The 26,040-nt window shown below is 61.2% G+C and carries 24 protein-coding genes and 1 tRNA gene; 11 read left to right on the top strand and 14 right to left on the bottom strand.

What is annotated here, in order from left to right; all coding sequences use genetic code 11:
- Positions 1-32: 32 nt before the first annotated feature.
- Positions 33-1,871, top strand: coding sequence for a threonine--tRNA ligase (locus MchiMG62_RS04555; RefSeq protein WP_221058076.1), 1,839 nt, complete (start codon positions 33-35; stop codon positions 1,869-1,871).
- Between the two features lie 473 nt (positions 1,872-2,344).
- A complete protein-coding gene (locus MchiMG62_RS04550; protein ID WP_221058075.1) occupies positions 2,345-2,800 on the top strand; it encodes a ferritin-like domain-containing protein in 456 nt (151 codons plus the stop codon).
- A gap of 62 nt (positions 2,801-2,862) precedes the next feature.
- On the opposite strand, the gene MchiMG62_RS04545 is transcribed toward MchiMG62_RS04550, so the two are convergent.
- Both MchiMG62_RS04545 and eno read right to left on the bottom strand, forming a co-directional pair.
- A complete protein-coding gene (locus MchiMG62_RS04545; protein ID WP_221058074.1) occupies positions 2,863-4,044 on the bottom strand; it encodes a cation:proton antiporter in 1,182 nt (393 codons plus the stop codon).
- Positions 4,045-4,179: 135 nt separating this feature from the next.
- Entirely contained in the window at positions 4,180-5,472 is a 1,293-nt protein-coding gene (gene eno, locus MchiMG62_RS04540) for a phosphopyruvate hydratase (RefSeq protein ID WP_221058073.1), read from the bottom strand.
- Here eno and MchiMG62_RS04535 point away from each other — a divergent pair.
- On the top strand, positions 5,471-5,659 hold the full coding sequence (locus tag MchiMG62_RS04535; RefSeq protein ID WP_221058072.1) for a hypothetical protein: 189 nt from the start codon (positions 5,471-5,473) through the stop codon (positions 5,657-5,659). The two genes, eno and MchiMG62_RS04535, sit on opposite strands and share 2 nt — an antisense overlap.
- Positions 5,660-5,701: 42 nt before the next feature.
- Here MchiMG62_RS04535 and MchiMG62_RS04530 read toward each other — a convergent pair whose 3' ends face one another.
- From MchiMG62_RS04530 to xerA, 8 genes are all read right to left on the bottom strand, one after another.
- Positions 5,702-6,097 carry a DUF3795 domain-containing protein gene (locus MchiMG62_RS04530; RefSeq protein ID WP_221058071.1) on the bottom strand — a complete coding sequence of 132 codons (396 nt, stop codon included), beginning with the start codon at positions 6,095-6,097 and terminating at the stop codon, positions 5,702-5,704.
- A gap of 198 nt (positions 6,098-6,295) precedes the next feature.
- Positions 6,296-6,568, bottom strand: a complete 273-nt coding sequence (locus tag MchiMG62_RS04525; RefSeq protein ID WP_221058070.1) for a type II toxin-antitoxin system RelE family toxin — start codon at positions 6,566-6,568, stop codon at positions 6,296-6,298.
- Positions 6,565-6,792: a DUF7557 family protein gene (locus tag MchiMG62_RS04520; protein WP_054848320.1), complete on the bottom strand. Its 228-nt coding sequence runs from the start codon at positions 6,790-6,792 to the stop codon at positions 6,565-6,567. The genes MchiMG62_RS04525 and MchiMG62_RS04520 overlap by 4 nt, the downstream gene beginning before the upstream one ends.
- A 302-nt stretch (positions 6,793-7,094) precedes the next feature.
- A tRNA-Gln gene (locus MchiMG62_RS04515) sits at positions 7,095-7,167 on the bottom strand.
- A gap of 125 nt (positions 7,168-7,292) precedes the next feature.
- Positions 7,293-8,645 carry a mannose-1-phosphate guanylyltransferase/mannose-6-phosphate isomerase gene (locus tag MchiMG62_RS04510; RefSeq protein ID WP_221058069.1) on the bottom strand — a complete coding sequence of 451 codons (1,353 nt, stop codon included), beginning with the start codon at positions 8,643-8,645 and terminating at the stop codon, positions 7,293-7,295.
- Positions 8,646-8,845: 200 nt separating this feature from the next.
- Positions 8,846-9,289, bottom strand: a complete 444-nt coding sequence (locus MchiMG62_RS04505; RefSeq protein ID WP_221058068.1) for a tetratricopeptide repeat protein — start codon at positions 9,287-9,289, stop codon at positions 8,846-8,848.
- 112 nt (positions 9,290-9,401) lie between these two features.
- Entirely contained in the window at positions 9,402-10,337 is a 936-nt protein-coding gene (locus tag MchiMG62_RS04500; protein WP_221058067.1) for an SDR family oxidoreductase, read from the bottom strand.
- Positions 10,338-10,523: 186 nt separating this feature from the next.
- Positions 10,524-11,438, bottom strand: a complete 915-nt coding sequence (gene xerA, locus MchiMG62_RS04495) for a site-specific tyrosine recombinase/integron integrase (protein ID WP_221058066.1) — start codon at positions 11,436-11,438, stop codon at positions 10,524-10,526.
- A 1,413-nt stretch (positions 11,439-12,851) separates the two neighbouring features.
- Here xerA and MchiMG62_RS04490 point away from each other — a divergent pair.
- From MchiMG62_RS04490 to MchiMG62_RS04470, 5 genes are all read left to right on the top strand, one after another.
- Positions 12,852-13,433, top strand: a complete 582-nt coding sequence (locus tag MchiMG62_RS04490) for a DUF5806 family protein (RefSeq protein WP_221058065.1) — start codon at positions 12,852-12,854, stop codon at positions 13,431-13,433.
- Complete coding sequence (gene mobB / locus MchiMG62_RS04485) at positions 13,430-14,185, top strand: molybdopterin-guanine dinucleotide biosynthesis protein B (protein ID WP_221058064.1); 756 nt, start codon at positions 13,430-13,432, stop codon at positions 14,183-14,185. Before MchiMG62_RS04490 ends, mobB begins: the two co-directional genes overlap by 4 nt.
- 4 nt (positions 14,186-14,189) lie before the next feature.
- A complete protein-coding gene (gene glmM, locus MchiMG62_RS04480; protein ID WP_221058063.1) occupies positions 14,190-15,560 on the top strand; it encodes a phosphoglucosamine mutase in 1,371 nt (456 codons plus the stop codon).
- Positions 15,561-15,903: 343 nt separating this feature from the next.
- Positions 15,904-19,470, top strand: coding sequence for a hypothetical protein (locus tag MchiMG62_RS04475; RefSeq protein ID WP_221058062.1), 3,567 nt, complete (start codon positions 15,904-15,906; stop codon positions 19,468-19,470).
- Positions 19,467-19,754, top strand: coding sequence for an acylphosphatase (locus MchiMG62_RS04470; RefSeq protein WP_221058061.1), 288 nt, complete (start codon positions 19,467-19,469; stop codon positions 19,752-19,754). Before MchiMG62_RS04475 ends, MchiMG62_RS04470 begins: the two co-directional genes overlap by 4 nt.
- Here MchiMG62_RS04470 and cas1 read toward each other — a convergent pair.
- On the bottom strand, positions 19,736-20,671 hold the full coding sequence (cas1, locus tag MchiMG62_RS04465) for a CRISPR-associated endonuclease Cas1 (protein ID WP_221058060.1): 936 nt from the start codon (positions 20,669-20,671) through the stop codon (positions 19,736-19,738). The two genes, MchiMG62_RS04470 and cas1, sit on opposite strands and share 19 nt — an antisense overlap.
- Positions 20,672-21,177: 506 nt before the next feature.
- Here cas1 and MchiMG62_RS04460 point away from each other — a divergent pair.
- From MchiMG62_RS04460 to MchiMG62_RS04450, 3 genes are read left to right on the top strand one after another with little or no spacing between them, the layout of a single operon-like run.
- Positions 21,178-22,467 (top strand): phenylacetate--CoA ligase family protein, encoded by a 1,290-nt coding sequence (locus MchiMG62_RS04460; protein WP_221058059.1) that lies wholly within the window; start codon positions 21,178-21,180, stop codon positions 22,465-22,467.
- Positions 22,467-23,768, top strand: a complete 1,302-nt coding sequence (locus tag MchiMG62_RS04455; protein ID WP_221058058.1) for a phenylacetate--CoA ligase family protein — start codon at positions 22,467-22,469, stop codon at positions 23,766-23,768. Before MchiMG62_RS04460 ends, MchiMG62_RS04455 begins: the two co-directional genes overlap by 1 nt.
- Positions 23,768-24,199 carry an ACT domain-containing protein gene (locus MchiMG62_RS04450; RefSeq protein ID WP_074369301.1) on the top strand — a complete coding sequence of 144 codons (432 nt, stop codon included), beginning with the start codon at positions 23,768-23,770 and terminating at the stop codon, positions 24,197-24,199. The genes MchiMG62_RS04455 and MchiMG62_RS04450 overlap by 1 nt, the downstream gene beginning before the upstream one ends.
- A gap of 7 nt (positions 24,200-24,206) precedes the next feature.
- Here the strand turns inward: MchiMG62_RS04450 and MchiMG62_RS04445 are convergent, their stop codons facing one another.
- From MchiMG62_RS04445 to MchiMG62_RS04435, 3 genes are read right to left on the bottom strand one after another with little or no spacing between them, the layout of a single operon-like run.
- Positions 24,207-24,575: a P-II family nitrogen regulator gene (locus MchiMG62_RS04445; RefSeq protein ID WP_221058057.1), complete on the bottom strand. Its 369-nt coding sequence runs from the start codon at positions 24,573-24,575 to the stop codon at positions 24,207-24,209.
- Positions 24,572-25,303 carry a DUF1538 domain-containing protein gene (locus MchiMG62_RS04440; protein WP_221058056.1) on the bottom strand — a complete coding sequence of 244 codons (732 nt, stop codon included), beginning with the start codon at positions 25,301-25,303 and terminating at the stop codon, positions 24,572-24,574. The genes MchiMG62_RS04445 and MchiMG62_RS04440 overlap by 4 nt, the downstream gene beginning before the upstream one ends.
- Complete coding sequence (locus tag MchiMG62_RS04435) at positions 25,300-25,995, bottom strand: DUF1538 domain-containing protein (RefSeq protein ID WP_221058055.1); 696 nt, start codon at positions 25,993-25,995, stop codon at positions 25,300-25,302. Before MchiMG62_RS04435 ends, MchiMG62_RS04440 begins: the two co-directional genes overlap by 4 nt.
- Between the last annotated feature and the right edge of the window lie 45 nt (positions 25,996-26,040).

The following is a 26,040-nucleotide window of genomic DNA, read 5'->3' as shown; positions in this document are numbered from 1 at the left end:
ACAGATATTGAACGATTCAACTGGGGATACCAATGCGACTTCTTCTGATCCACTCTGACCATATCGAATACGAGGCCCGGAAGAAGACGAAGGTCGCCGAAGAGGACGCGGTCCCGAAGGACGCACTCGACGAGGCGCTTGCCGTCTTCTGCGCGGTTGAGTCTGTCGACGAGGAAAACATCGAGGATGCCGTCAGGCAGGCGGCGGACGAGATCATCACCACCGCCCGGCAGCTCGGCACTACCAATATCATGATCTACCCCTATGCCCACCTCTCCTCCGACCTTGCATCGCCGGATGCGGCGGTGAGCGTTCTTAAGGGCATCCAGGAAACTCTCGCCGGTACAGACGACGACGTTGTCGTGAAGCGGGCGCCGTTCGGCTGGTACAAGGCCTTCTCGCTCTCCTGCAAGGGCCACCCGCTCTCGGAACTCTCCCGGACGATTGTGCCCGTTGAAGGAGCGGCCGCACCGAAGAAGGAGATCGAGCACGAGTTCTTCGTCATCACCCCTGAGGGGGACCGCAAAGACGCAGCCGAATACGCAAAGGAGAACACTCCTTTTGCCTCGCTGATCCGCAAAGAACTCGGATATCCGGGGCCGGAAGGGGGCGAGCCGGCGCACGTCGACCTGATGCGCGCGAAGGAACTCGTGGACTATGAACCACGCGCGGATGTCGGGAACCACCGCTGGATGCCCCGGGGGAAACTGATCCGGGACCTCCTCTCCGACTACGTCCTTGCGCAGGTGCTCGAGTACGGCGGGATGCCGGTCGAGACCCCGGTGATGTACGACCTCGGCGATAAGGCAATCTCGGAGCACGCCGCCAAGTTCGGGGAACGGCAGTACCGGTTCAAGAGCGGCAACCGCGACATGATGCTCCGGTTCGCGGCGTGTTTCGGGATGTTCTCGATCATGCACGACATGCACATCTCCCCGAACACCCTCCCGATGAAACTCTACGAACTCTCGACCTACTCGTTCCGCCACGAGCAGAAGGGCGAGGTGATCGGGTTAAAGCGCCTGCGCGCATTCACGATGCCCGATATGCACACCCTCTGCCGGGACGTGGACGGCGCGCTCACGGCGTTCGAGGAGCAACTTGCGATAGGCTGGAAGAGCGGCGAGGATCTCGAGACACCGCTCGTCGGGATCTTCCGGTGCACCCGGGACTTCTTTGAGCAGTACGAACTCTGGGTGAAGGGGATCGTCGCGAAGTCGGGCGTCCCGATGCTGGTCGAGGTCCTCTCGGAGCGGACTCATTACTGGATCGCTAAAGCCGATCTCGCAGCGATCGATGCGCAGGGCAGGCCGATCGAGAATCCGACCGTCCAGATCGACGTGGAGAGCGCCGACCGGTTCGACATCAAATACTACGCCCCTGACGGGACGGAGGTTCACCCGCCGATCCTCCACTGCTCGCCGACGGGCTCGATCGAGCGGGTGATCTGCGCGATGCTCGAGAACACCGCAACCCAGGAGGTCCCCTCGTTCCCGACCTGGCTCGCCCCGACCCAGGTCAGGCTGGTGCCGGTGGCGGAGCGGCACGTCTGTTTCGCGGAAGAGATCGGCGCCCGCCTGAACGCGACCGGCATCCGGGCGGATGTCGACGACCGGGACGAGAGCGTGAACAAGAAGGTCCGCGAGGCCGGGATGGACTGGGTGCCCTACGTCGCGGTGATCGGGGACCAGGAGGCCGAGACCGGCCGGCTCATGGTCACCATCCGGAGACTCTCGGAGAAGAAGAAACCCTACAAGGAGTCGATGACTGAGAGCGAACTCATCCAGGCGGTGAAGCTGGAGACCACCGAAAAGCCCTTCCGCCCGCTCTACACGCCGAGGCTCCTCTCGCGGAAGCCCCGGTTTATTTAATCTCTTTTTTTGCAAAGCACGAAGCCACGCTGCTGCAACTCCCACCAAATGGTTCGCACGCTCCTTTCAGTCGTGCCTCGCACCTGACGATGTCAAACAGGGGATATCCCACCTACCGTTCTTAGAAACGCCACAAACCCAATCTACGGCTTTCCACCGGTTATCGCCACGTGGAGGAGGCGGCTCGCGGGGAGGGGGGATACCCCCCTCCCCTGTCCCCACCCCCTATGGCGATACTCCCACGGTCCACTGCATCCGGATTTTCCCTCGATTCGGTCACCTTCTTTGTCGCAAATCGAAGCTCCTCAGCCTCTTCGAACCTCCCGGATTTCCTCCTCAATCGTCGCTTGCCTTGATAACTACACATGAAGACCTGCAGGCATCTCACACACCTTGATCCAACACCACACCAAACCCCGCCCCCAACAAGGTATAAAAACCTCAAACGCTACTGTCCCACCGGTGCATGAGTCATGGACACCGACGAATATCGTTCTATCATATCGAACGCTATCGAGAGGGAGATCGAATCCTACACCTTCTACCGCACGGTCAGGGAGAAGGTCACGGATGAGAACTTAAAGAATCTCTTCAACGAGCTTGCCGGGGAGGAGAGCAAACACCGAAAGACCCTGGAGGCCCTTCTCTTAAAAGAGCCCGGGAAACTGGGGTTCGACACGAAACGGGACTACAAGGTCGCCGACACCCTCGATGTCCCGCCGCTCTCGGCCGACTTGAAACCGCTCGACGGCCTGGTCATCGCGATCCGGAAAGAACTCGACGCGATGCAGATGTACACCCAGCTCGCGGGCCTGAGCGTCGACCCCGACCAGATCGAGCTCTTCGAGAGCCTCGCCTCGATGGAGCGGGGCCACAAGGCGCGCCTCGAGGACATCTACACCAACAGGGCGTTTCCTGAGGCCTGGTGAGAACCGGGCGTGTCGGGAGACTAGACGTCTCTTTTAAAATGATGGGGGGATCTTCCCCCGCATCACTCCGGGGTACAGTATGCGCCCTTGAAGAACCAGTTCCGGTAGACGATCGGGGTTATGAGGGTGGTCAGCAGGCTCATCAGGATACAGGCCACAAAGATGCCCTGGTCGATGAACCCGGCATTCAACCCGATCAGCGCGATGATCATCGTCACCTCTCCCCGCGCCGCCATCCCGAACCCGACGATGAGGGAGTCCTCACGGCACATCCCCATCAGCCGGGCAGGGAGACCGCACCCGACGATCTTGGTGACGAGAGCGACCACGGTCAGCGCCGCAACGAAGAGAGCGATCTCAGCGGTGAGTGCATGGATGTCGACCAGGACTCCAAGCGATATGAAGAAGATCGAGGCGAAGACGACCTCGAAGTATTCGGCGCCCAGTTTGACGCTCCTGCTCTGCCGGAGTTCGACATCGCTGAAGGCAATTCCGGCGAGGAACGCCCCGATGATCCCCGATAGACCGATGAGATCGGCGACCAATGCGTAGAGGAACGCCAGCATCAGGGCAAAGATGAAGACAAAACCGCGATACTGCCGCGCCAGGGGGGATGCATCCATCCGCTGGATGAGTCTTCGTACAACGAGGACCCCGACGGTACCGGCGACGACGACAAAGGCCAGAGCTATGGCGATCGTCTGGATGAATGACCCGATCGCGACTCCCCCGGCCACCAGGTCCAGGGTGATAGAGAGCGCGAGTAAAGAGAGGATATCGTCGATGACCGCTGCGCCGATGATCGCCTTCGCTGCCTCGGTCTGGAGCATGCCGATCTCCTTGAGGACGTTCGCGGTGATGGCGGTGCTCGTCGCGGTCAGCGCCGTCCCGACGAAGACCGCGGTTGCGAAGTCGAACCCGAAGAGGATGGTGACGGCGTAACCGCCTACCCACGGGACGACCACGCCGAAGAACGAGATGACGCCGTTACGAAGCGTGAGGATATCCTTGAGATTGAACTCGAACCCGATGGCAAAGAGGAGGATGATCGCCCCCATGTGGGCCAGAGCCGCGACAAAGTCCGTGTAGGTGATCAGGCCGAGCACGCTCGGTCCGACCAGGATCCCCACGAGGATGGCCCCGACCGTCGCCGACTGGTTGATCCTGGATGCCAGGAGATAGCCGGCGAGCGCGAGGAAGAGGAGGAGGCTCACCTGGAGTTCGATAGATAATGCACTTTCCATGGTTTACCCATGATCTGGGAGGGAGGCCTTAAGAAATATGTGGAACACGGGAGAGTTGCAGTGCAATCCAGAACCATCTCTCCGCCGCACCCGAGATTCTGCCTGATGACACGGTCTCAGACGCCACCCCGGCAACTACCGGACAAACCCGCTCCTCCCGGCATACCGGGCCGTATCCCCGGCCATCTCTTCGATCCTGATGAGCTGGTTGTACTTCTCCACCCGTTCGCCCCGTGCCGGTGCACCGGTCTTGAGGTGCCCCGTCTGCATGGCGACGGTGAAGTCGGCGATGAACGTGTCGACCGTCTCGCCGCTCCGGTGGGAGACCATCGCGCCCCAGTGCTGCTGCTGCGCGAGATGCACCGCGGCGATTGTCTCGGTCACCGTTCCGATCTGGTTGGGCTTGATCAGGACGGCGTTGGCGGCCCCCTTCCGGATGCCCAGATCGATCCGATCGACGTTCGTGACGAAGAGATCGTCGCCGACGAGTTCCACCCGATCCCCGAGTGCCTTTGTCAGCAGCCGCCAGCCGTCCCAGTCGTCCTCGGCAAGGCCGTCCTCGATGACGATGACCGGGTATGCCGCCACAAGGTCGCGGTATCGGTCCACCATCTCGGCAGCGGTCAGGGTCAGCCCTTCGGTCCTGAGGTTGTAGACGCCGTCGTTGTAGAACGCGCTCGACGCCGGATCGAGAGCGATCCCGATCTCCTGACCGGGCGCGTACCCGGCACGTTCGATTGCTTCCACGATCAGGTCGAGCGGCTCGGTGTTCGTGGAGACCGCAGGGGCAAACCCGCCTTCGTCGCCGACGCCGGTCGTGTAACCCCGCGCTTTGAGGATCTCTTTGAGCGCATGGTAGGTCTCGCTCCCCCACCGGACCGCTTCCGCGACGCTCGGAGCGCCGTAGGGTGCAATCATGTACTCTTGAAAGTCCGGCCCCTGCCAGTTGGCGTGAACGCCGCCGTTGAGGATGTTCATCATGGGGACGGGAAGGAGCGGCTTGAGCGGGTCTCCCAGGTACTCCCAGAGCCAGAGACCCTCTGCGGCGGCGGCTGCCCGGGCGGCGGCCATGGAGACTGCAAGCGTGGCGTTGGCGCCCAGGTTCCGCTTGTTCGGTGTTCCGTCGAGATCGGAGAGTGACTCGTCCACCGCCGCCTGATCACTGGCGTCCATGCCCTGCAGGGTGGCGGCGATCTCGCCGTTGATCCGGCTGACCGGCTTCTGCACTCCTTTGCCGCCGTAACGGTCTTTTACGCCGTCCCGAAGCTCGACGGCTTCGTGTTTCCCGGTCGATGCGCCGGACGGGGTCGCGGCACGCCCGGACACCCCGCCGGCGAGTATTACATCCGCTTCGACGGTCGGGTTCCCCCTTGAGTCCAGGATCTCGCGGGCATGGATCGATCGTATCCTCGTATCAACCTCGGTCATGCTCGATGGCACCGGGAGGCGGGAGGGTATCGAGCGCAAAAAAGGTATCGACGGCGCCGGGGTCACGCGGGCGGTGGCGGCAGCATGGGCCGATATCGCATTGCCGTTTGCGATGAACCCGATTGCCCGTTCTCGTCCGTCATCGGAGGTTATTGAGGCACAGGGCAGGTATGCGAAGTTCTATTGAGACACAAAAGGAACCGGCGGCGGTGCGGGTGATGCTCCCTCCTCACCACGTCCGACCGCAGTGCAGGCAGCGATCCCTGTGCATGCTGAGGATATTCCCGCACTGTGGACAGGTCCAGCGAACTTTCTCCAGTTCAACGAACTCCGTGACTCCCTGTTCCCGTATCTCGCGCAGGTTGTCGAGCACGCTTGTCCGGTATTTTGTGTAGCGCCTGTCTAGGTGTTTCAGCCGCGTGCAGGGATATCCGGCGCATTCGTAGCAGTACTCCCCCGTACGGTCTTCGCACTGCCGGATCCCGCACCGGGCGCAATACGCGTTCAGCCTGCCGGCATCCTCCGTCCGGCAGCCCGGACACCTGTTCTTCTCCCGCAGGTAACCGATGCAGAGCCCGCAGTTTATGCCACAGGGGGCGATCAGGAGAGGAGAGAGATGGGTCATTCTCGTATGCTCGCCGTACGCCAAAAAGTCCCTTCCGGTTTCGCCGCCGAACAAGATGAGAGTGGCTGCAAAATACTCACGTGCGGCAATGTGAAGGCCGGATGAATGCAGTACCCCCGGGCAATATCAGAACTTTAAGTTCAATATCCCAGGCATACCGCGCAGATCATCCCAGTTCACGACCTTAGGTAGGCAGATTCAATATTTCCGATAGACTTTACTCCGGTTTCCGACCTCGACCAGGGTGATTATCATTGTATTGCCCTCGATGGTGAGGATCGCTCGATACTGCCCAACACGAAAAGAGTACAGGGGGCTGCGTGAGTGCCCCTTCATCTTTTTAACGTAAGATTTGGGGTGCGGTTCATCTGCCAGAGCATAGAGTTCATCCTTAATTTGTTTGCGATCAGGCTCGGGGATTTTATTGAGGTCCCGCTCGGCACCCGCCGTGATGAGCAGTCGCCATATCATAGGTCCTGTTCCCGGACATACTCCTCGAAGGGACGAACTCTGCCGGCCCGAATGTCTTCAAAGGCTTCTTCAATTTTCTTCATGGACTCTTCGGAAAGCGGTTCCGGATCATACGCCATGTCCAGGAGACGGTTCAGCGTCTCGTCGTAGGTTTCTCGTGGGTGGAGTTTCATATCATCCAGGCGAGACTTGGTCTCGGGTTGGAGTTGGATCGTCGTTACCATAGTCCACTATAGGCGAGTATGGGGAATAAAGGTTATCCCGTGTCACTCTCCAGATTTTCCCTTAGGATACACACACCCCATGATCCGAATCCGAGGTGTCTGTCGGCAGCAGGCTCTAACTTCATCCGGGATTTGAGAAGGTCCATCCGATAGCGGATTCCCTCATCAATCAAACTCGCCGGCACCCTCCCCGATAATGCCGCAATAAGGGAATCGGTAGATATGGTGCACCGTTCGAATTGCTCTCCAATCTCGTGCCATTCTTAAAAACTATGCCTCGGGTAGTAAACATGAAGTTTTCATACCCCCGGGCGGATTCGAACCGCCGTCGCCGGATCCAAAGTCCTGCATGATTGACCACTACACTACGGGGGTGCCGAGAGAAACGAACACGAACCGCCGATACAGCAGGCATCGGCTCCTATATTTTATGTACCGCGGGATTATATCGGTTTGCTCGCGGGCAGAAGGGGTGAGGAGGGGAGGCCAGCCGGGGCTACTCACGTCCGATCGAAGTCGTCCTCGAACCTGACGATGTCGTCCTCGCCGGTGTACTCCCCGATCTGGACCTCAATCAGTTCGAGCGGCAGGAGACCGGGGTTCGCGAGCCGGTGAACCGTTCCCGCAGGGACGAACGTGGACTCGCCGTTCCGGAGGAGGTAGGTCGCATCGCCGATCGTCACCTCGGCGCACCCGGTGACGACCACCCAGTGTTCGGAGCGGTGGTGGTGCATCTGCAGCGACAGCCGCCGTTTCGGGGGGACGGTGACCCGCTTGATCTTGTATGACTGCCCCTCCTCAAGGTTCGTGTAGGAGCCCCAGGGGCGGTGGACCTGCGTGTGGAAGAGAGCACGCGAATCCCCCTTCTCACGGAGGGCTTTTGCAATCTCGCCCACCCGCTGGGCCTCGTCCCGGGCGGCAACCAGGATCGCGTCCTTCGTCTCCACGATGGCAAGGTCGCGGACCCCGACGGTGGCGACCAGGCGGTCGGCGATGATCAGGTTCTCGGAGGAGTCGATCCCGATATGCTCGCCCCTGACTGCGTTACCGCTCCCGTTCTTCTGGAGAGCAGCGTAAAGTGCGTCGAAATTCCCCACGTCGCTCCAGTCGCATTCAAGCGGCACGACCGCCGCCCGCCGGGTCTTCTCCATGATCCCGTAGTCGATGGAGAGAGCGGGGGTTGCGCCGTACGCCTCCTGAATGGGCTGCTCGAACGCCCGGGCCACCTCCGGTGCACACGCCTCGCACTCGGCGAGGAAGAGGCCGGCATCGAAACAGAACATGCCGGAGTTCCAGAGGTAACCGTCGGCGACGTAGTGCCCGGCGGTCTCGATATCGGGCTTTTCGACGAAGGCGTCCACGAGCGAGCCGTCGCCGAGAGGCTCGCCGGGCCGGATATAGCCGTATCCGGTGTGGGGCGAGGTCGGCCGCACCCCGAAGACAACCAGGTAGTCCTTAGTAAGCCGCTCCGCCCGGCGGAATGCGTCGCGGAACTGCCCGGCCGCGGTGATCAGGTGATCCGAGGGGAGAACCGCGACCGTATCCGGCCCGTCATCCCGGGTGATCTCGCGAGCGCCGTAGTAGATCGCCGGCAGGGTGTTCTTGCCTACCGGCTCCACGAGAACGCGGCAGTCGCACCCGATGGCGGCGAGCTGGTCTCTGACCAGGAACCGGTGATCGGTGTTCGTGACGATGGCGATCTCCTGCGGCGAAGAGAAGAGGAGCGCCCTCTTCACGGTCTTCTGGAAGAGAGACTCGTCGTCGACGAGAGGGATGAACTGTTTCGGGTAGTGTTCCCTTGAGAGCGGGAAGAGGCGGGTGCCGCTCCCCCCTGCAAGTATGAGCGTCTTCATGGGATGACTCCGTGCCGGAGGCACTCGATTATGTACTCTATGCGGCAGGGAGGATAAAAACGTAAGGTTCTCCGGGAGTTCGGGCGAACCCGGCGCTCTCACGATGCGGCCGGGCGATAGGGCGCAGTAAGGCGAACCGTATCGCACCCGACAGTGTATCGGCCCGATATCCCCCGGGAAAAAGAGTGATCCTGACCCGGTCAGGCCCGGGTCATCGTCGAGTCCCCCGGGTAAAGCGCCCGGGCCTGCGGATCGAGGTCTTCGGCCACCGCAAGAACATTCTCGGCCTCATGGTAGTTCCCGAGCCTGCCGAGTACCATGCCGTACGTCACCAGAGCAAAGATGCACGACCGGTCGATCGTGAGCGCCTGCCTGCACGCAAGGGCCGCTTCCTGGGGGCGATCGAGCCGGGCGAGGATCACCGCCCGGTTGTTCCAGGCATAGACATCATCGTTGTCGCAGAGTATCGCCGCACTGAATGCAGCGAGCGCTTCTTCGTAGCGTCCCTGCCTCTCAAGCGCCACACCCCGGTTGTTCAGGGCGGCCGGGTCATGCGGACCCTCCGTGGCGACGTGGCTGTACGCCCGTGACGTATCTCTGCCATTGCCCTTACGGGGCGTCTCCGGTGTAACCAATTGGGGCATACGTCTTCACCTCGCCCCCTTTACTGTGGAGTAACAATATATAGGTTCCTGCACCTCCCGTGCCCGGGAGCGTAGCGACCCCGGATCGACCGACGGGTTCTCACAGGAGCGGTTACCGATCAGCGTCCCTGAACCACGCCACGGTTTCGCGGAGCCCCGCTTCAAGCGTGGAGCGTGGAGAGAACCCGAAGGCATCCCCCGCACTGGATATGTCGGCGAGGGAGTCGCGCACGTCCCCCGCCCGCGGCGGTTCGTATATCGGCCGGCGGTGTATGCCGGTGATCTCCGCGAGCATGGACGCAAGGTGGTTCAGGCTGATCCGGCTGCCGCCGGCGATGTTGAAGACACCGGAGGCATCGCTCTCCATCGCCAGGATGTTCGCCCGCGCCACGTCGGCGACAGAGATGAAGTCGCGGGTCTGCTCCCCATCGCCGTAGATGATTGGCGACTTATCCTCGAGCAGGCGGGTGATGAACTTCGGGATAACCGCCGCATACTCGGAGTTCGGGTCCTGCCGGGGGCCGAAGACATTGAAGTAGCGCAAGAATACCGTCCGGACACCGTAGAGGTCGGCGAAAACGCTCCCGTAGTATTCGCCTGCGAGTTTCGAGACTGCATAGGGGGAGAGCGGCCCCGGCGCCATCGTCTCGTGTTTGGGGAAGACCGGATCGTCGCCGTAGATCGCCGAGGTGGATGCCGCCACGACCGTCGGGACGCCGCACTCTTTTGCCGCCCAGAGGACGTTCAGGGTTCCGGCCACGTTCACTTCGTTCGTCTCCAGGGGGTTTGCCACAGACCGGGGAACAGAAGCGACGGCCGCCTGGTGGAAGATACCGTCCGCCCCGGCGCAGGCGTCGACGAGCAGGGGAAGATCGGTGACGCTCCCCTCGATGAACGTCACCCGGGGACGAGCCAGGAGATGAGCGATATTCTCCCGCCGTCCGGCGGAGAGGTCGTCGACGATGACGAGATCGTGACCCCCGCGTGCCAGTTCCTCTGCGAGATTGGATCCGATGAACCCCGCCCCGCCCGTGACGATGTAGCGCATGTGAGTAGGGTAGGCGCTTCAGTAATTTGAGCGTTGCCGGGAGAGGGGGAAAGGAGGGGAGTGCCCTTTCGGGAGAGACGGGGAGGTTCTCCGCGGATACCCCCGCACGCCTGCGCCATGGAGTGCCACGTCGGCCGCCACCCGTATAGCATCATACAGTTTATTTGGATCGTCCGCCGGGCCGGATCACTCCTCCTTTTTTCCGTTCGAGAGCGGGAAATACTGCTGATAGACGCGTTTACGCTCGTCGATATCGGTATGCAGGTAGATCTCGGTCGTCTTGATGGAGGAGTGCCCCAGATTCTCCTGCACGACACGGAGGTTCTTTGACCGCCGATAGAGCTCGCTCGCGTAAGAATGGCGGATTTTATGCGGCGTAATCCCGGATGGAGCGTTTTCCTTGAAGAGGTGCTGGACGGTCCGCGGGGAGATATGATTGCCCTGCTGACCCACAAAGAGCGGCCCCTCGATCTTGTTGCCGATAAACCGGTTGATCTCTTCAAGCGTCTCGTCGTCGACGAATACCGTCCTTATCTTATCGCCTTTCCCCTTAACTCGTATCGTCTGCTCCTCAAAGTCGATATCTTCGACGCACATCGCGCAGAGTTCCGAAACACGGACACCTGTTGCGTAGATCAGGCGGACGATCAGCCGGTCGCGCTCGCTCTCGATGGTGTTGATCAGGCGGATCACCTGACTGTGTTTGAGGTATTTCAACTCCTGATTCTTGATCCGGGGCCGCTCCACCCCGAGCATCGGGTCGGCGACAACGGCCCCCTGCACGTAGAGATACTTGTAAAACGAGGAGAGCGTCGAGATCATCCGGTGGAGAGTCTTGGGCTTGTAGTCCTGCTTCTCCGTAAGATACGAGAAGAAATCGGTGACGAGGGCCGCAGAGACGTTGACGTCCGCATCCAGGGGAGCGTCCTCAAACACGGCCTCATCGAACGGGACCTCGTCCGAGTTCTGCCGGAGCCAGGCGTATCGGGCGAAACGCCGAATGGTCTGAAGGTATTTTTCGATCGTCCGGGGCGAATAATTCCGCATCCGGAGGTAACTGCTGAAGCGATCCAGCCATTCCGAGAAACAGGCGTTTTCCATTGTACAATACATTAAATAACGGAGCATATCAAGATTGCGGTAAATGCCTATTCCCCGCAATAAATTACATCACCCAAAAACCCCGCCGGACCCGAGGGAGGCCACCGATCCCCGACCCCCCACGTATGCGCCGGAAGAGTCGCTCCAGAGGCGGCGACCCGGCGGAAGAACCGAACCAGGCACCAGATACACAGACGGGGGAGCCCGGAGAAGGAAATAACCCGTCAGAACCGCAGCCGCAGCAGACGACGTCGTACTTCCGAGATCACTCAAAAAATGCGCCAGAGCATTAAAAAAGGGACCGGTTTCACCCGAATCCGTAAAAAAAGAGTATTCGGTGATGCAATCGATATCGGATATCGGAGTTCGGAGGTATGCGGGGCTGCCCATCCCCGGTGGGCGGGTGGCAAACCCTACAGAATACATCCCCTTTCAGGTATATGAACCCCATACCGCGCGGGATGAAAGTGAACGATCCGGGAGCAGCATAGGTGCCACGCAGCCCACACCTCCGGCCCATATATAAATGACCCTCACAGGTGCGAATAAACGCCCGATCGGCCCGGGAGACAACCTCACCCATAGGGGCGAGCGCGATCGTGGCCCAAAAGTCCGATGTGGGGGTGCCGGATTCCCGGCGGCCGCCCCGAAGGAGAGCGCCCAGTACCAGCACTTCGCACATAACAGCCCTTGCAATCGACCCATGCAGCCTCGCATAGCGACCTACAACAAGATCGGCAGCACCCCGACTTCGCGGCAACGCGATCTTCGCGCGAGAGCATAGTGCCATCTTTACCCATTATCTCACGCGGGAGAACGCGAAGAGAGGTCGATGGGCTTGACCCCCTCAAAGATTACCTCAACCGTCTTAGCGAAAGAGGTTGTCCCAAAATGCTGTTACCGGGAGAGGGGGACACCCCCCCGGACCCTCCCCGCGTGGCGATACCCAATGGGAAGCCGTTTTACCCCCGGCTCAGGACGTGGCTCAGATAGCAGATACCCAGGAATTAAGGGCTCCGATTAGGATATACCGAAGGTTCGGAGATCTTTTTGGGATGACCTCAAATACTGAGTCCGGAGACCCCTGGAAGTTGCGCACACCAGAGCCCGAGTGACCCTGGAAGCATCGAATCCCAACGGCCGCGGACAGGCCCCGGAGTATCCGGGAGCGATACCCACCGAGTATTGTGCCCGGATAGTGCAATACACCGCCCCGGATGAGCGGATCATACCGCCCCGCACCGGGAACAAAGGGGCAGGCATAAACCATATGATGCTATATAATTAACCGGGGCGATTATGACGCCGGTAGCCTGCAGAGCAACCGATCCCTGCGGCGCACCCGGCTTCTCCCGAAGCACCACCGCTCGACCAGCCTTATTGAAATAGCAAAACCAACAAGAGGTAGATAAAATGGAAGGACCAGACAGCATCAAAGACCCGAACAAATACCAGAAGTTCAAGAAGGTGGACGGCGCCACCTACCAGCGGGTCAACCAGTTCCTGCGCAAACACACCCACATCACCGCCCGTGAGTGGGCGATAGCCCGCCTCTGCGCAGACTTCAAGACCACCAGCGGCTCAGAGATGACGTTCATCGGCGAGAACCTCCCCGAACTCTGCCCGTTCATGGTCGACTCCTACTCCCCGCAGGCAGTCAACCAGGCAAGGAGCTCGTTCAAGAAGAAGGTGAAGAAAGCAGGAGCCACATTCTTCTACGGAGCAATGTGCGGTTTTTTCACCGCAGAGGAACTCGACGAGATCCTCTTTGAAGCGAGCGAGGTCGCCCGGTTCCTCCTGGAGGTGGAAGGAACGAGCCTGAACCTCGACGACGAGATCGACGTCGAGGACCGGATCACCGAGGTGATGCGGGGCGTGGCCGAGGCGGCTTCGGTCATCCTGAAGGCCCGGCCGGGCCAGGAAGGTGGGGGCCGGGGAGAAGAAGAACTGGGAGAAGAGCCGGAAGTACAGAATCAAGAAGAAGGAGAGTTATGAAGATCATACAGGTCGTCGGCCGCTCGAACGCCGGGAAGACCACGTTCATAAAGAACCTGATCGGGGCGCTTTCCGCACACGGGGCCGTCGGAGCAGTCAAACATCTCGGGCACCACGGCTTTTCGCTCGAGCCCGGAAAGGACACCACCGCGTATTATGAATCGCATGCTGCTATATCCGGCGGTGTCGATGAAGAGAAGTCGGTCATCGTCAGGCGCGAGAACGATCTCAACTCCACCCTGGAGGTTCTCTGCAACGCCGGGATTGAGTATGCTATACTCGAGGGATTCAAGTCGAGATCGTTCCCGAGGATCGTGATCGGCGATCTCGAGAGCGAGAACATCGTGCTCCGCAACCCCACCATCGAGGAGGCGATCGCCGCACTCGACCGGTTCGAGGACTACTACACCGTCGAGGGGCTGGTCAGGGATCTCCGGCGCGAATGCGGCGTCTCGCACGCCGGGGCCATCCTCACGTTCAACGGGATCGTCAGGGAATGGTCGGAGGACGACCGGACCGAATACATGGACTTCGATAAGACCGTCGACGCCGTGGCGGAGAGCATCCGGAAAGAGATTGCAACCGTCCCGGGAATCATCGGCGCCCGGTTCTACCACCGGAAAGGACGGCTCTATGCCGGAGAGGATATAACCTATCTTGCTATACTTGCAGAGCACCGGCAGGAGGCCTTCGCCGCCGCCGCCAACGCAATCGACAGGCTGAAACGGGAATTACACGACGTGGAGAAGTGACAGGATGCGAAACGGAAAACAGATGTTTGGAACGAACGGCGTGCGGGGCGTGATCGGAGAGACGATGACGCCGGCCCTCGTCCTCAAGATCGGTGCAGCGCTCGGATCGATGAGGAGAGGCCGCATCGCGGTCGGCAGAGACACGCGGACGTCCGGCGAAGCCCTGACCCATGCCCTCAAGGCCGGGCTCCTGATGACCGGGTGCGACGTGGTGGACATGGGCGTCCTCCCCACCCCGGCCCTGCAGTATATCATCAAGACCAATCGGTTCGACGGCGGCGCGATGATCACCGCATCCCACAACCCGCCCGAGTACAACGGCGTGAAGATCATCGAGGCCGACGGCACCGAGATGTCCGATGAGGAGATCATCCGGCTCGAAGGCCGGTTCTTCGCAGAGGAGTTCGATGTGGTCGACTGGGATGGCGTCGGCAGCGAGAGCGCCGCACCCGACCGGCTCGAGGAGTACATCGAGGCAGTCGTGGCGCACTTCCCGGAAGGCATCGGCAGGGGTATGACCGTCGTCGTCGACCCCGGCTCCGGGCCCGCGGCGCTCACGACCCCGATCATCCTCTCGAGGATGGGGTGCCGGGTTCATACCATCAACGGCAGGCTCGACGGCACCTTCCCGGGCCGGATGCCGGAACCGACACCCGAAGGACTGCAGCCCCTCTCGGAGATGGTCCTCGCCACGGGCGCCGACTTCGGGGTGGCGCACGACGGCGACGCCGATCGGGCGGTCTTCGTCGATACCAAAGGACGCTATATAGAAGAGAACTACGAGTTCGGCCTCATCGAGGACTATGTCTGCGGTAGAAACAGCAACGGGCTCGTCGTCACCCCGGTCGCCACCTCCCGGCTGATACGGGATATCGCGGAGAAACACGGTTGCACCGTTGATTATACACCCGTCGGGAGCATCTACGTCGCGAGAAGGATGATAGAGCTGATCGGCAAGGGCAGGAAGGTCTCGTTCGGCGGTGAAGGAAACGGCGGGCTGATATATCCCGACCACCAGTTCTGCCGGGACGGGGGCATGACCGCCGCCATGATGGTGGCGGTGCTCGCGAGCCATAACGGCAGGAAACTCTCGGATATCGTCGACGAACTCCCCGCATACCACCTGGTCAAGGAGAAATACCATACCGCCGACCCGGCCGCACTGGTTCGCACCGTCGAAGAGGCGTTCGCAGGAGAGACCATCGAGAAGATCGACGGCATCAAGATCGTCAGGGAGAACGCCTGGGCACTGGTGCGGGCATCGGGCACGGAACCGATGATCAGGATCATGATCGAGGCAAAGGACCCGGCCGTCGCGGACGCCATGTACCGGGAGATTATGATGGTCGCGACGGGCCGAAGGGCCGGAGCGTGAGAAAACGCGAAGCGTTTTCGAGTCGCGACGGACGGGACGTCCGGAGCGTGAGCACCGCAGGCGCAAGTCGCGACGGGTCGCTAAAACCAGGGCAGATTACTAACACCACAGGCGCAGGCGATCCGATCGGCCAGATCTCCCCAACCCCTCGCCTGCGGGATCGGCATACTATGAAGCAGTTCCGCCCGGGCTGCCCGGGATGACTGCTATCCTCCACCTTATCCCCGATATTTTTGAGGAACTCTCCAAATCCATTGAAAAACATTCTTGTGAGAGGGGGGCAACCTATATATCTGATAATGGATATGCATGATGCAGAACCCACGAGAGAGCGCTGATCAAAATGGATGGAAAGCTACAGATAAAACAGAAGATCAACTCCGCTATCTCTTCTGGCGATCTGCGTGAGCTTGAAAAGGTAGCTTCGGACATATCGGAGACCCAGACGAGGAAGGAGAAGAGATCGCTCTACGAGCAGATGAATGCCGCCCTGGTCGAAGCGGCATTCGACGAAGGCCAGCCGGAACTCTTAAGCCAGCTCGTCGAACCGACCAGAGAAGAGATATTTGATCTCGCCAATCGTGCTGCCGCCATCTATAGCGAGAAAAAAGACGAAGCGTGGTTCTCCGCGATATTCACGCTGGTCGATAAACTCGATCGCAAGAGCCATCAATCCGATATCCTCGCCCGGATCTCCCGTGACCTTGTCCAGGCGGGGGTTGATTCCGGCGACATCCATTACATCGAGAAAGGAGGAGAGGCCTTCGATAAGATCAGCATCCGCAAATACCGCTCGGCCATCCTCTCCGAGATCATCCCGCTCTTCATCCGGTACGGGCAGAAGCACCGGAACGTCGAGATCATGCAGTATGCTCTTCAGATGCTTCCCGAGATCGGCGACATATCGCGGCAGTCGCAACTCCACGCCGACGTGGCCCGGGCGATTGCCGGGGCCGGCATCGAAGCCGGTGAGATCAACCTCGTGATCCGCGGCCTTCTAAGCGCCGCCGAGATCAACCAGAAGATCCGGCGCACCAACTCGATCGCCGACATCGTGGACGCCGCCTGGAAATCCTCCCTGAAGAAGGAGATCTCCGATATCGAACATATCCTCGACTCTCTCCCGGATATCCCCGAAGAGCGGCTCACGGAAGTTCTCGCGATCCTGACCGAGCAGCTTCTCGACCGCCAGCGGGACAAAAAACAGGTATACACCAGACTGCTCAGGATCGACGACGAAAAGCCGTGGGCAGGCCAGACCCTCGTCCTCGAACTCCTGAAGAAAGCCGAACGGAGCGGGGAACGCTGGTTCCTCGAGAAGGCGTTCGAGTTCAACGCCCGGGGCACGGGAGAGACCCAGCTTCCCATCGAAGAGATCGTCCTCTCCGGGATCGCGGTCGTCGAGAAGAGCGGCAACCCGACCGTCCTCCTCGACATCACGCCGCTGATCGACGAGTCCTCCGATGCTGCGAAAGCGGCCCAGCTCTACCGGCAGATCACCGACGCACTCTCCCGCATGGGTGACTTCCATCACGCAATCGAGGTCATGAAGAAGGCCAGCAGCAGTGCACAGAGGATCAACGCCCAGTTTTTCGACACCAGTGTCCGCCTGATCAAAGAGGGGGTTCGGCGCGACGAGATCGGGCTCGTCCGCGAGAACATCCTCGCCACACTGGAGATCGAGATCGCCGATTCGCTGGTTCACCAGGCGGTGACCGACTTCTGCAAGGAGTACGACTTTGACGAGGTCGTCAGGCACATACCAGCCATAAAGGAACTCGCGGGCTCGCACCGCACACAGGACACCCTGCTTCTCGAGTGCAGCACCATCCTGATCGAGCGGGGGTTCGTCCGCCAGAAAGAGCCGTCGCCCCTCGTGGATCTGGTGAGCCAGATTGGCGAACAGGATCTCCGCGAGCAGGCCATCTCGACCATCGCAGTCGAGATGGCACGGGTCGGCGTCACCCGGAAAGACCGGGATCTCCTCCGGCACGCGACCGGACTCACCTGCGAGATCGTGGATCAGCGGGCACGGGCCGAGGCGATGGGGGGCATCGTGGACCAGGCTGCCGTGCTCGCCGTTGAGGACGGCGACCTCGACCTGCTTCACGGGATGCGGGTTCTCTCCACGTCCCTCTTAGAGCGGGACTACTGCCTCTTTGCGATGGGCAAGGTCGTCCACGGCCTGATCATGTACGGGATCGAACAGCTCTCGCTTCAGGCACTGGACGAGGCGGGCCAGATCCTCTCCCAGATCGCCGACCCGTCCCTGCAGCGGCAACTGGCCGATCCCCTCATCGAAGGCTACGTCCGGGTCGGGAGCCTGCAGGTGGCGGACCACCTCTCCCGGGGCGAGGCGCAGATCTTCGAAGGCATGATGGAACCGTTCGAGATCGCGCTCAACCTCCTCAAGACCAGCACCTCGCGCGAGGAGATATCGATCAGGATAGCAAGTTACGTCGATATCATGCTCGAGTACACGCAGGTCTACGCGAGCCCGATCTTTGCGGCGCCCATGTCGCTCTTCTCTCTGGAGATCGAAGGCGAATACGAACGGACCGCCATGATCCAGCGGATCCTCACGTTCTTCACCGACTACACGAAAGAGTTCGACTCGGCCGATCCGTATGAGGTGACGGCTTACCTGCTCGAAGGGAGCGAAGGAGGGGCGGCGGCGCAGCCGGTGCTCGAACTGATGTACCGGCTCTTCGAGCACACCAACGAGGTCTACGCGCGCTACACAGGGATGTACCGGATCGTGAGCGCCTACTCGGCTCTCGAAAACGTTGAGCAGGCCGAGACAATCATCCGGAGGCTCCACGAGACCATCGGCGACCTCTCCGATCCGTCCGTCCGCGCGATCATGCTCGCCGACCTCGCCGGACTCATGGCCGGGATCGATCATGATGCAGCCAGAGATTACCTTGCCGAGGCGCAGGAGACGCTTGATGCCGCAGGGAGCGAGCGAGAGGCGTTCGTCAGGAAGAACCTGATCTACGCCGCAAGAAACCTCAATGCCGTGAACCGGCAAGAGAATGACATCGAATGGGCAATGGGGCAGGTCGACAGGATCGAGGATCCGGTCGAATACGTGGACGCTCTCGCGGCGGTCTTCGACATGGTCAGCGAACCTGCGCAGAGGAAAGAGATCCTCTCGTCGATGTGCCATACCGTCGTGAACATCCCCTCTCCCTACGTCCGGCTCTCGATGCTCTTTGACGTGGCGCAGTTCGCCGAGACGTACGGCGACGAAGAAGAGATCGAAGAGCTGTTAAACGGCATGGAGCAGACCACCGGTTACATCCAGATCCCGTTCATCACCGCTATGGCGCAGCAGCGGATGGCCCAGATGCTCTTCTCGTTCTACCGGGCAAGCGGGAAACCGGCCGCCCGAGAGCGCGCCGCCGGTATCGTCTCATCCATCGAAGACGACAGGATCCGGTACAACCTGACGGTCCAGCTCGATCAGAACATGCCCCCCTCATGGAAGAACACCGTGTACGCCAGGATCCTCGACTGCCGGGACAAGATCCGGAACGGCGAGTACACCACAAAGGACATGGTCACGCTCGATCGGGCGATACGTGCGGCGCCCGACAGGGCAAAGCGGGCAGCCTACTACACGGAACTCTACCTCATTGCCCGGGGCGCAGGACAGCAGGAGGTTGCGGACAGGATGCTGCTCTGCGCGCTCGAGGAGGCCCGGATCATCAGGCCGCTCTCGCGTCGGGCGTTCGTGCTCGGCGATATGGCATGCCGGATCTATGCGGAGCGTTATGAAGACCGCACGAGGGAGATCCTCGATCTGGCCGTGAGCGAAGCGCTCAACATCCGCGACTCGGCGATCCGGGACGAAGTTTACGACGAGCTGGATATGTCCATGCGGATCATCCAGGAGCACTGGCTGTGAAGACGATCGAGATCCGGGTCTCGGGAAGAGTGCAGGGCGTCGGGTTCCGCGCGTGCATCAAGAGGATCGCCACCAATCTCGGCGTCGGCGGCGAGGCGATGAATCTTCCCGACGGGCAGGTCCTCATCACCGCAACCGCCGACCCGGTCATCCTCGATAAGTTCGTCTCTATGCTCTACGGGTGCCCCCGGGTCGTCGTCAGGGATCTCGTCCAGCAGGAGATCCCCCATTCCGCGTACCCCGAGTTCACCATCCAGCGGGGCAGCTACCAGTACAGCACATGAAACTCGGCGTTTGCAAGGAGCGCATCCCTCAGGATGCGCACCTGCGCGTCGATACGGGTCTGGTCGATGGAGTCGCGGAGCGCCGTGCTCAGCCGGGCCGAGAGATCTCCCCCGAGGTAACACCGCTTTTCCCCGCATTCGTAATCGCCGCTTGAGATCTCTTCGCGGGCAAACCGGATGACGGCACGATCCACCATCGAGGCTTTCTGCGGTTCGATGAGGTCGTGGACGAAACTCCCCGCCCCTTCGTGAAGCATGCCGAGGTCGGGATCGAGGTGAGCCCCGACCACCGAGACGCAGCAGTTGCCGTAAAGCATCGCGTAACCGAACGCAAACATCGCATTGACGGGGTCGAGGTAGGGGCGGCTCGTCCTGCGGCGGAACCCGAGTTCCGGTGGGAGCGTGCGGGAGAGGATCTCGTAATACATATCGGCGGTCAGGCGGGAGAGTCGACGCAGATTCTCCATCGTGACCGAGGCCGAGAGTTCCTCCCGGGCCTGATAGAGGAAGTCAAGTTCTCCGGCATAGAAGATGTCGTGCCCGGTCTGATCATAGAGTTCCTCGAGGAGGAGAAGCCTCGACTGGAGGGCAGCCCGCGCGAGCGGCTGAGCGAACCGGTGGGGGCCGGCCCGCTCCTGGGCGAGGCGCACCGCCTCGTCCGGCCGGTAGCCGTACGGGTAGAGGTATCCGACAGGCGTGCCGTCGATGTCGAAGATGGTGATGGCAGCGCCGGCTTTGAGGAGATTCGTCACCGCCGAGGTGTGCAGGGTATGCCCGCCGACGATCAGGAGGTGCTTCACCGTCTGTATGGGGTAACGCCGGGTATCGCTCCCGCGCGCGATGATCAGCTCCTGTGTCGTCGCCTTGATGTGCCCCCCGTAGCCGAAGACGGGGAGCCAGGGTTCCGTCGCTGTCATTCGATCACTCTGGAAATGAACATTGGGCTGCTTTTGGTGATTAATGCATCGAATCTCCCGGATACAGAGAACACAACATCGGCAGAAGGGGAGCGGATCGGCCGGCCGCCTGCCTGTGCCGCCGCCGTCCGGCGCGGGTCCTTCGGGGGTTGTTCAGGAGACGCTTCGGGAAGGAAGGGGCTGGACGACCCGGGACTGTGTAACCGGACCGGAGATTGACACGGTGTGTCGTGCCAAGTCTTGACAAACCTTTTCCGCACCGCCCGCCCACATAAAGATAAAGTATGTCCGGCGGTGCCAGGAGCACCGACAAACGACGTTCCTTCAGGATGCGACGGTTCGTCAGAATCGGAGCTGGAGAAACCCGGAAGGGTTTCGGGAACGGAGTTTGAGCGCCGGAGGTGCGAAAGTGCGATTCCGGCAGGGAATGCCGCACCTTGATGCCGGGCAACATAGCCGGGATGGGGCACGATCTCTCCAACCGGTAAAAAAAACGATGGGATACTATGTTCTGGAATAGAGCGATGGAGACGATCCGGCCTGACGAACTCGCGGATCTGCAACTGAAGCGGCTGAAATGGTCGCTGCACCAGGCACAGAAAGTAGGGCTATACCAGAGAAAACTAAAAGAAGCGGGCATCTCGCCGGACGAGATCAGGACGCTCGACGACGTGGAGAAACTCCCCTTCACCTACAAAAAGGAACTCCAGGCCGGATACCCGTTCGGCCTCTTTGCGACCCCCTTGAAAGAGATCGTCCGGATTCACACCACCTCCGGCACGACGGGCAAGCCGACCGTCGTCGGCTACACCCGCCAGGATCTGGATAACTGGTCGGAGTTGATCGCGCGGAATTTGACGATGATCGGTCTTTCCGAGGACGACGTCTTCCAGAACGCGGTCAACTACGGCCTCTTCACCGGGGGGCTCGGGTTCCATTACGGCGCCGAGAAGATCGGGGCGACCGTGCTCCCGAGCGCGACCGGAAACACCCGGCGCCAGATCGAGATGATCGAGGACTTCGGGGTGACCGCGATCCACTGCACTCCGAGTTATGCCCTCCACCTCGCCGAGGTGGCCGAGTCGATGGGAAAGACGCTGGACTCCCTCAAGACCGGGATATTCGGGGCCGAACCCTGGTCGGAGAACACGCGGGCAGAACTCGAGCGGCGCCTCGGCGTGAAGGCATACGACAGTTACGGGCTCTCGGAGATGTACGGCCCCGGTGTGGCGTTCGAGTGCCCGGAGAGGGACGGTCTCCACCTCTGGCACGACTGCTACCTTGCGGAGATCATCGACCCGAAGACGGGCGAGCGTCTCGCTCCCGGCGAACGGGGCGAACTCGTCATCACCCCGCTCGTCAAGGAGGCCCTGCCGCTCATCCGCTACCGCACCGGCGACGTGACCCGGCTGATGGAGGATGGATGCGCCTGCGGGCGCGGACAGAAGATCGAACGGATCACCGGCCGGAGCGACGATATGCTGGTCATCCGGGGGATCAACGTCTTTCCGTCCCAGATCGAGCACGTGCTGCGCGCCCTCCCGGAGGTCGGGGAGCAGTTCATGGTATATATCGATCGCGTCAAACATCTGGATGAGATGACTATCGAGGTAGAGATGAGCAGGGCGGGGTTCTCCGGCGAACTGCAGGACCTCGCCCGTATGCAGAAGAAGATCTCCGGCGAACTTCACAACGTGCTCGGCCTTCGGACCGCGGTGACCCTGGTCGAGCCGGGAACGCTCCCCCGGTTCGAGGGGAAGGCAAAACGGGTCATCGACCGGCGGGGAGCGATCTGATGGCTCCGTGGAACCCGCGGATTGAGGAGATGCCGCTCGACGAACTGCGGCGCCTCCAGTTCAAACTCGTCAAATCCCTGGTATATCGGCTCTACAGCTTCAACGACTTCTACCGGAGCCGGATGAAGGAGCACCAGGTTCACCCCGACGATATCAGGACGCTCGAAGATGTCGCGAAACTCCCGTTCATGTACAAGAGCGACCTGCGGGACGGCTACCCGGACAGGATCTTCACCGCCGAGCGGAATGAGCTGGTCAGGTACCACGTCTCTTCCGGGACGACGGGGAAACCGACCGTCGTCGGCTACACGGAGCGGGATATCGAGAACTGGAGCGAGTCCCTGGCGCGGGGCTTCTCCTCCTGCGGTCTCGGGCGGGGCGACGTCATCCAGGTCAGTTACGGCTACGGCCTCTTCACCGGCGGCCTTGGCGCCCACTACGGCGCCGAACGGGTCGGCGCAACCGTCCTTCCGACGAGCGTCGGGAACACCGAGCGGCAGATCGAACTGATGCAGGATCTCCACGTCACCGCGATCGCCTGCACCCCCTCCTACCTCCTCCACATGGGAGAGGTGGCGGAGAAGATGGGCGTCTCGATCAAGAACGATACCGAGCTGCGGATCGGCTTTCTCGGCGCCGAGCCCTGGTCGGAGCAGATGCGGAGCCGGATCGAGGACTGGCTCGGAATCCGCGCATACGACATATACGGGACGAGCGAACTCTCCGGGCCGATGTTCACCGAGTGCGCCGAGCAGCAGGGTGTCCACATATGGGGCGACCTCGCGCTCGTCGAGATCGTGGATCCCGCGACCGGCGAGGTGCTCGCGCCCGGCGAACAGGGCGAGCTGACCATCACCATGCTGCAGAAAGAGGCGCTGCCCATGGTCAGGTACCGTATCGGCGACCTCACCGCCATCGAGGAGAGCCCCTGCGCCTGCGGCCGGACCCACCCGCGCATCAACCGCATCCGCGGGAGGGTGGACGACATGCTGATCGTCCGGGGCATCAACGTCTTCCCGTCGCAGGTGGAGCACGCGCTGCTCGAGATCCCCCAGGTCGGCAGACACTTCCAGATCGTCGTCGACCGCAAAGGTGCGCTCGATTCCATGCTCGTGCGGGTGGAAGTGAGCGAAGAGGCGTTCTCCGACAAGATCACCGAACTCATGGTGATCAAGAAGGTCGTGGAGCACCGCCTGCGGAGCTCGCTGAACGTGGGCGTGGACGTCGAACTGGTCGAGCCGGGAACTCTTCCGCGGTTCGAAGGCAAGTCGAAGAAGGTTGTTGACAGGAGGTCATTGTAATGGAGAAGTCGTATATCGTCAAACAGATCTCGATCTTTTCGGAGAACCGCCCGGGGCGCCTCGCGGCGATCGCCGGTGCGCTCCGGGATGCGGGAATCAACATATTTGCGTTCAGTATTGCCGAGGCGGACGGGTTCGGTGTCGTCCGCGCGCTCGTCGACCGGCCGGAGGACGCCCACCGGAGACTGACCGATCTCGGGTTCAGGGTCTCGTTCACCGACGTCATCGGCGTGAAGATGCGGGATGAGCCGGGCGGCCTCTCGGACATCGCGTCGATCCTCGGGGATGCCGGGATCAACATCGAGTATGCCTACGCCTACTCGGGGAAGGACGCGGCGGTCCTGATCCTGCGCGTTGACCAGGCTGAGGATGCCGTCCGGCAGATCCTCGGCCACGGCGGGGAACTCCTCAAAGCATCCCTTTTCCGATAATTCAAGATCAAACCGGTTCCCGGGGCGTTCCCGGGTCCTCGGCCTCGCCTTTGCGGAACATGTGAACCCTTCCCGTAACGCGCCGGATAGGAAGGACGAATGCAAGGCCCATCCCCGGCTGATCCAGTTCTGCGGCGGCGATGATCGCGTCGAGCACCGCGTCCGCCCGGTCGGCGGCGACGACGGTTAAGATGATCTCTTTCTCGGGCTCGATAGCGATCCCGAGAAGAGATTTCACTTCACGGATACCGGTCCCGCGGCCAAAGATGATGGTCCCTCCCTCAGCCCCGGCGCCGCGAGCCGCTGCAAGCACCGGCTCGGACCAGCCCCGTTTTACGATCGTGACAATCAGTTCGTTATCGGACTCATTACTCAAGTTTCTTCACCTCGTGTTCTCCGGTAGAGGATGCCGAGCGCCAGCACCGAGAGGATGGGTGCAAGCGCTATCAGCGCGATCAGCCCGAACCCGTCAACGACGGGGTTGCGGCCCTCGATCCCCGCCGCAACTCCGACGGCAAGGGAGAGGAGGAAGGTGACCGCCATCGGGCCGGTGGCGACACCTCCTGAATCAAACGCGATCCCGACAAAATCCTGATCGGTGAAGAGGAGAAGGACGATGACGAGGAGGTAGCCGGGAATTATGATGGAGAGCAGTGGAATGCCATAGACGAGACGGGCCATCCCGAGCGCTACGGAGATCGCAACCGCAACAGAGAGGGTGTAGACGATCAGGGATTCCTTGATGTAGCCGCTCGAAGATTCTTCAACCTGGTAGCCAAGAACCCGGACCGCGGGCTCCGCGTAGGTGGCGAGAAAACCAAGGAGAAATCCGAACGGGATGAGCAGCCACAGGTGGCCGAACGCGGTGACAGCCTCCCCGATCGCCCTGCCAGCCGGGAGGAACGCAACATTGACGCCCTGGAGGAAGAGAGCCATGCCAAGGGCTGCGATCAGGATGCCCCGCACGAGGTTTATGACGTAGACCCGCGGAAGTTTCAGAAAGAGCACCTGGAAGACCCCGAAGAAGATGAGCAGGGGTAGAAGCGCCTGCGCAACCTCAAGAAAGACCTGATCCATTCCCTCGAGGAGGGGCGCCACGATCATAGATAGATCACTCCCACCAGCATGACGCCGATGACCGGACCGAGTGCGGCAAGCCCGACCAGCCCGAAGCCGTCCGTGAGGGCCGAACGCCCGGCGAGAACCGAACTGACGCCGGTCCCGAGCGCCAGGATGACCGGAATCACCAGGAGCCCGGTTGTCACGCCGCCTGCATCAACCGCGACGGCGAGGAGATCCGGCGGTGTGAACGGCGCAAGAAGAAGGACGATACCGTAGCCGGCGGCAAAGAGGTAAGCAAGAGGGAATCCGAAGATGATGCGAAGGACTCCTATGGTGACAATGAACCCGACGCTGACCGCGATCACAAGGATCAGGGGACCGGACGGGATGCCGCCTCCCGAGGCGGTGTCGAGCATGCCCGCGAGGATACGGATATTCGGCTCCGCGATGGTCGTCAGGAGGCCGAAAAAGAACGTTCCCGCAATGACCAGTGCGAGTGAACCCCGGGCAGGGAGTTCCGACCCGATTGCATCGCCGATGGGGAGGAGGCCCGCCTTCACGCCGGAGAGAAAGAGGGCAATTCCGAGAACAACCATGCCGCTCCCGAGCAGGAACAGGAGGAGATCAGACGGCGCCGCACGGAGCACCCCGACCTCGAGGATGACGATGATCAGGATGATCGGGAGGACTGCCTGGACGACCCCTACGACCTCCTCCCTGATCTCCTGCAACATGCCGCCGCTCCTCCCCGGAAAACCGTTCGGGTGTCGGATGATCTA

Origin of the sequence: Methanoculleus chikugoensis, assembly GCF_019669965.1 — an archaeon.
GTDB classification, from domain to species: domain Archaea; phylum Halobacteriota; class Methanomicrobia; order Methanomicrobiales; family Methanoculleaceae; genus Methanoculleus; species Methanoculleus chikugoensis.
The sequence above is the reverse complement of the archived record's forward strand: the minus strand, read 5'-3'. Positions and strand labels throughout refer to the sequence as shown.

Coding starts and splice junctions, on each gene's coding strand:
- MchiMG62_RS04440 (WP_221058056.1), bottom strand. CDS start 25,303: ATGATCGTGGCGCCCCTCCTCGAGGGAATGGATCAGGTCTTTCTTGAG.
- MchiMG62_RS04555 (WP_221058076.1), top strand. CDS start 33: ATGCGACTTCTTCTGATCCACTCTGACCATATCGAATACGAGGCCCGG.
- xerA (WP_221058066.1), bottom strand. CDS start 11,438: ATGGAAAACGCCTGTTTCTCGGAATGGCTGGATCGCTTCAGCAGTTAC.
- MchiMG62_RS04435 (WP_221058055.1), bottom strand. CDS start 25,995: ATGTTGCAGGAGATCAGGGAGGAGGTCGTAGGGGTCGTCCAGGCAGTC.
- glmM (WP_221058063.1), top strand. CDS start 14,190: ATGCGAAACGGAAAACAGATGTTTGGAACGAACGGCGTGCGGGGCGTG.
- MchiMG62_RS04545 (WP_221058074.1), bottom strand. CDS start 4,044: ATGGAAAGTGCATTATCTATCGAACTCCAGGTGAGCCTCCTCCTCTTC.
- MchiMG62_RS04530 (WP_221058071.1), bottom strand. CDS start 6,097: ATGACCCATCTCTCTCCTCTCCTGATCGCCCCCTGTGGCATAAACTGC.
- MchiMG62_RS04505 (WP_221058068.1), bottom strand. CDS start 9,289: ATGCCCCAATTGGTTACACCGGAGACGCCCCGTAAGGGCAATGGCAGA.
- cas1 (WP_221058060.1), bottom strand. CDS start 20,671: ATGACAGCGACGGAACCCTGGCTCCCCGTCTTCGGCTACGGGGGGCAC.
- mobB (WP_221058064.1), top strand. CDS start 13,430: ATGAAGATCATACAGGTCGTCGGCCGCTCGAACGCCGGGAAGACCACG.
- MchiMG62_RS04460 (WP_221058059.1), top strand. CDS start 21,178: ATGTTCTGGAATAGAGCGATGGAGACGATCCGGCCTGACGAACTCGCG.
- MchiMG62_RS04455 (WP_221058058.1), top strand. CDS start 22,467: ATGGCTCCGTGGAACCCGCGGATTGAGGAGATGCCGCTCGACGAACTG.
- MchiMG62_RS04520 (WP_054848320.1), bottom strand. CDS start 6,792: ATGGTAACGACGATCCAACTCCAACCCGAGACCAAGTCTCGCCTGGAT.
- MchiMG62_RS04550 (WP_221058075.1), top strand. CDS start 2,345: ATGGACACCGACGAATATCGTTCTATCATATCGAACGCTATCGAGAGG.
- MchiMG62_RS04450 (WP_074369301.1), top strand. CDS start 23,768: ATGGAGAAGTCGTATATCGTCAAACAGATCTCGATCTTTTCGGAGAAC.
- MchiMG62_RS04490 (WP_221058065.1), top strand. CDS start 12,852: ATGGAAGGACCAGACAGCATCAAAGACCCGAACAAATACCAGAAGTTC.
- MchiMG62_RS04500 (WP_221058067.1), bottom strand. CDS start 10,337: ATGCGCTACATCGTCACGGGCGGGGCGGGGTTCATCGGATCCAATCTC.
- MchiMG62_RS04510 (WP_221058069.1), bottom strand. CDS start 8,645: ATGAAGACGCTCATACTTGCAGGGGGGAGCGGCACCCGCCTCTTCCCG.
- MchiMG62_RS04475 (WP_221058062.1), top strand. CDS start 15,904: ATGGATGGAAAGCTACAGATAAAACAGAAGATCAACTCCGCTATCTCT.
- MchiMG62_RS04525 (WP_221058070.1), bottom strand. CDS start 6,568: ATGATATGGCGACTGCTCATCACGGCGGGTGCCGAGCGGGACCTCAAT.
- eno (WP_221058073.1), bottom strand. CDS start 5,472: ATGACCGAGGTTGATACGAGGATACGATCGATCCATGCCCGCGAGATC.
- MchiMG62_RS04535 (WP_221058072.1), top strand. CDS start 5,471: ATGCTCGATGGCACCGGGAGGCGGGAGGGTATCGAGCGCAAAAAAGGT.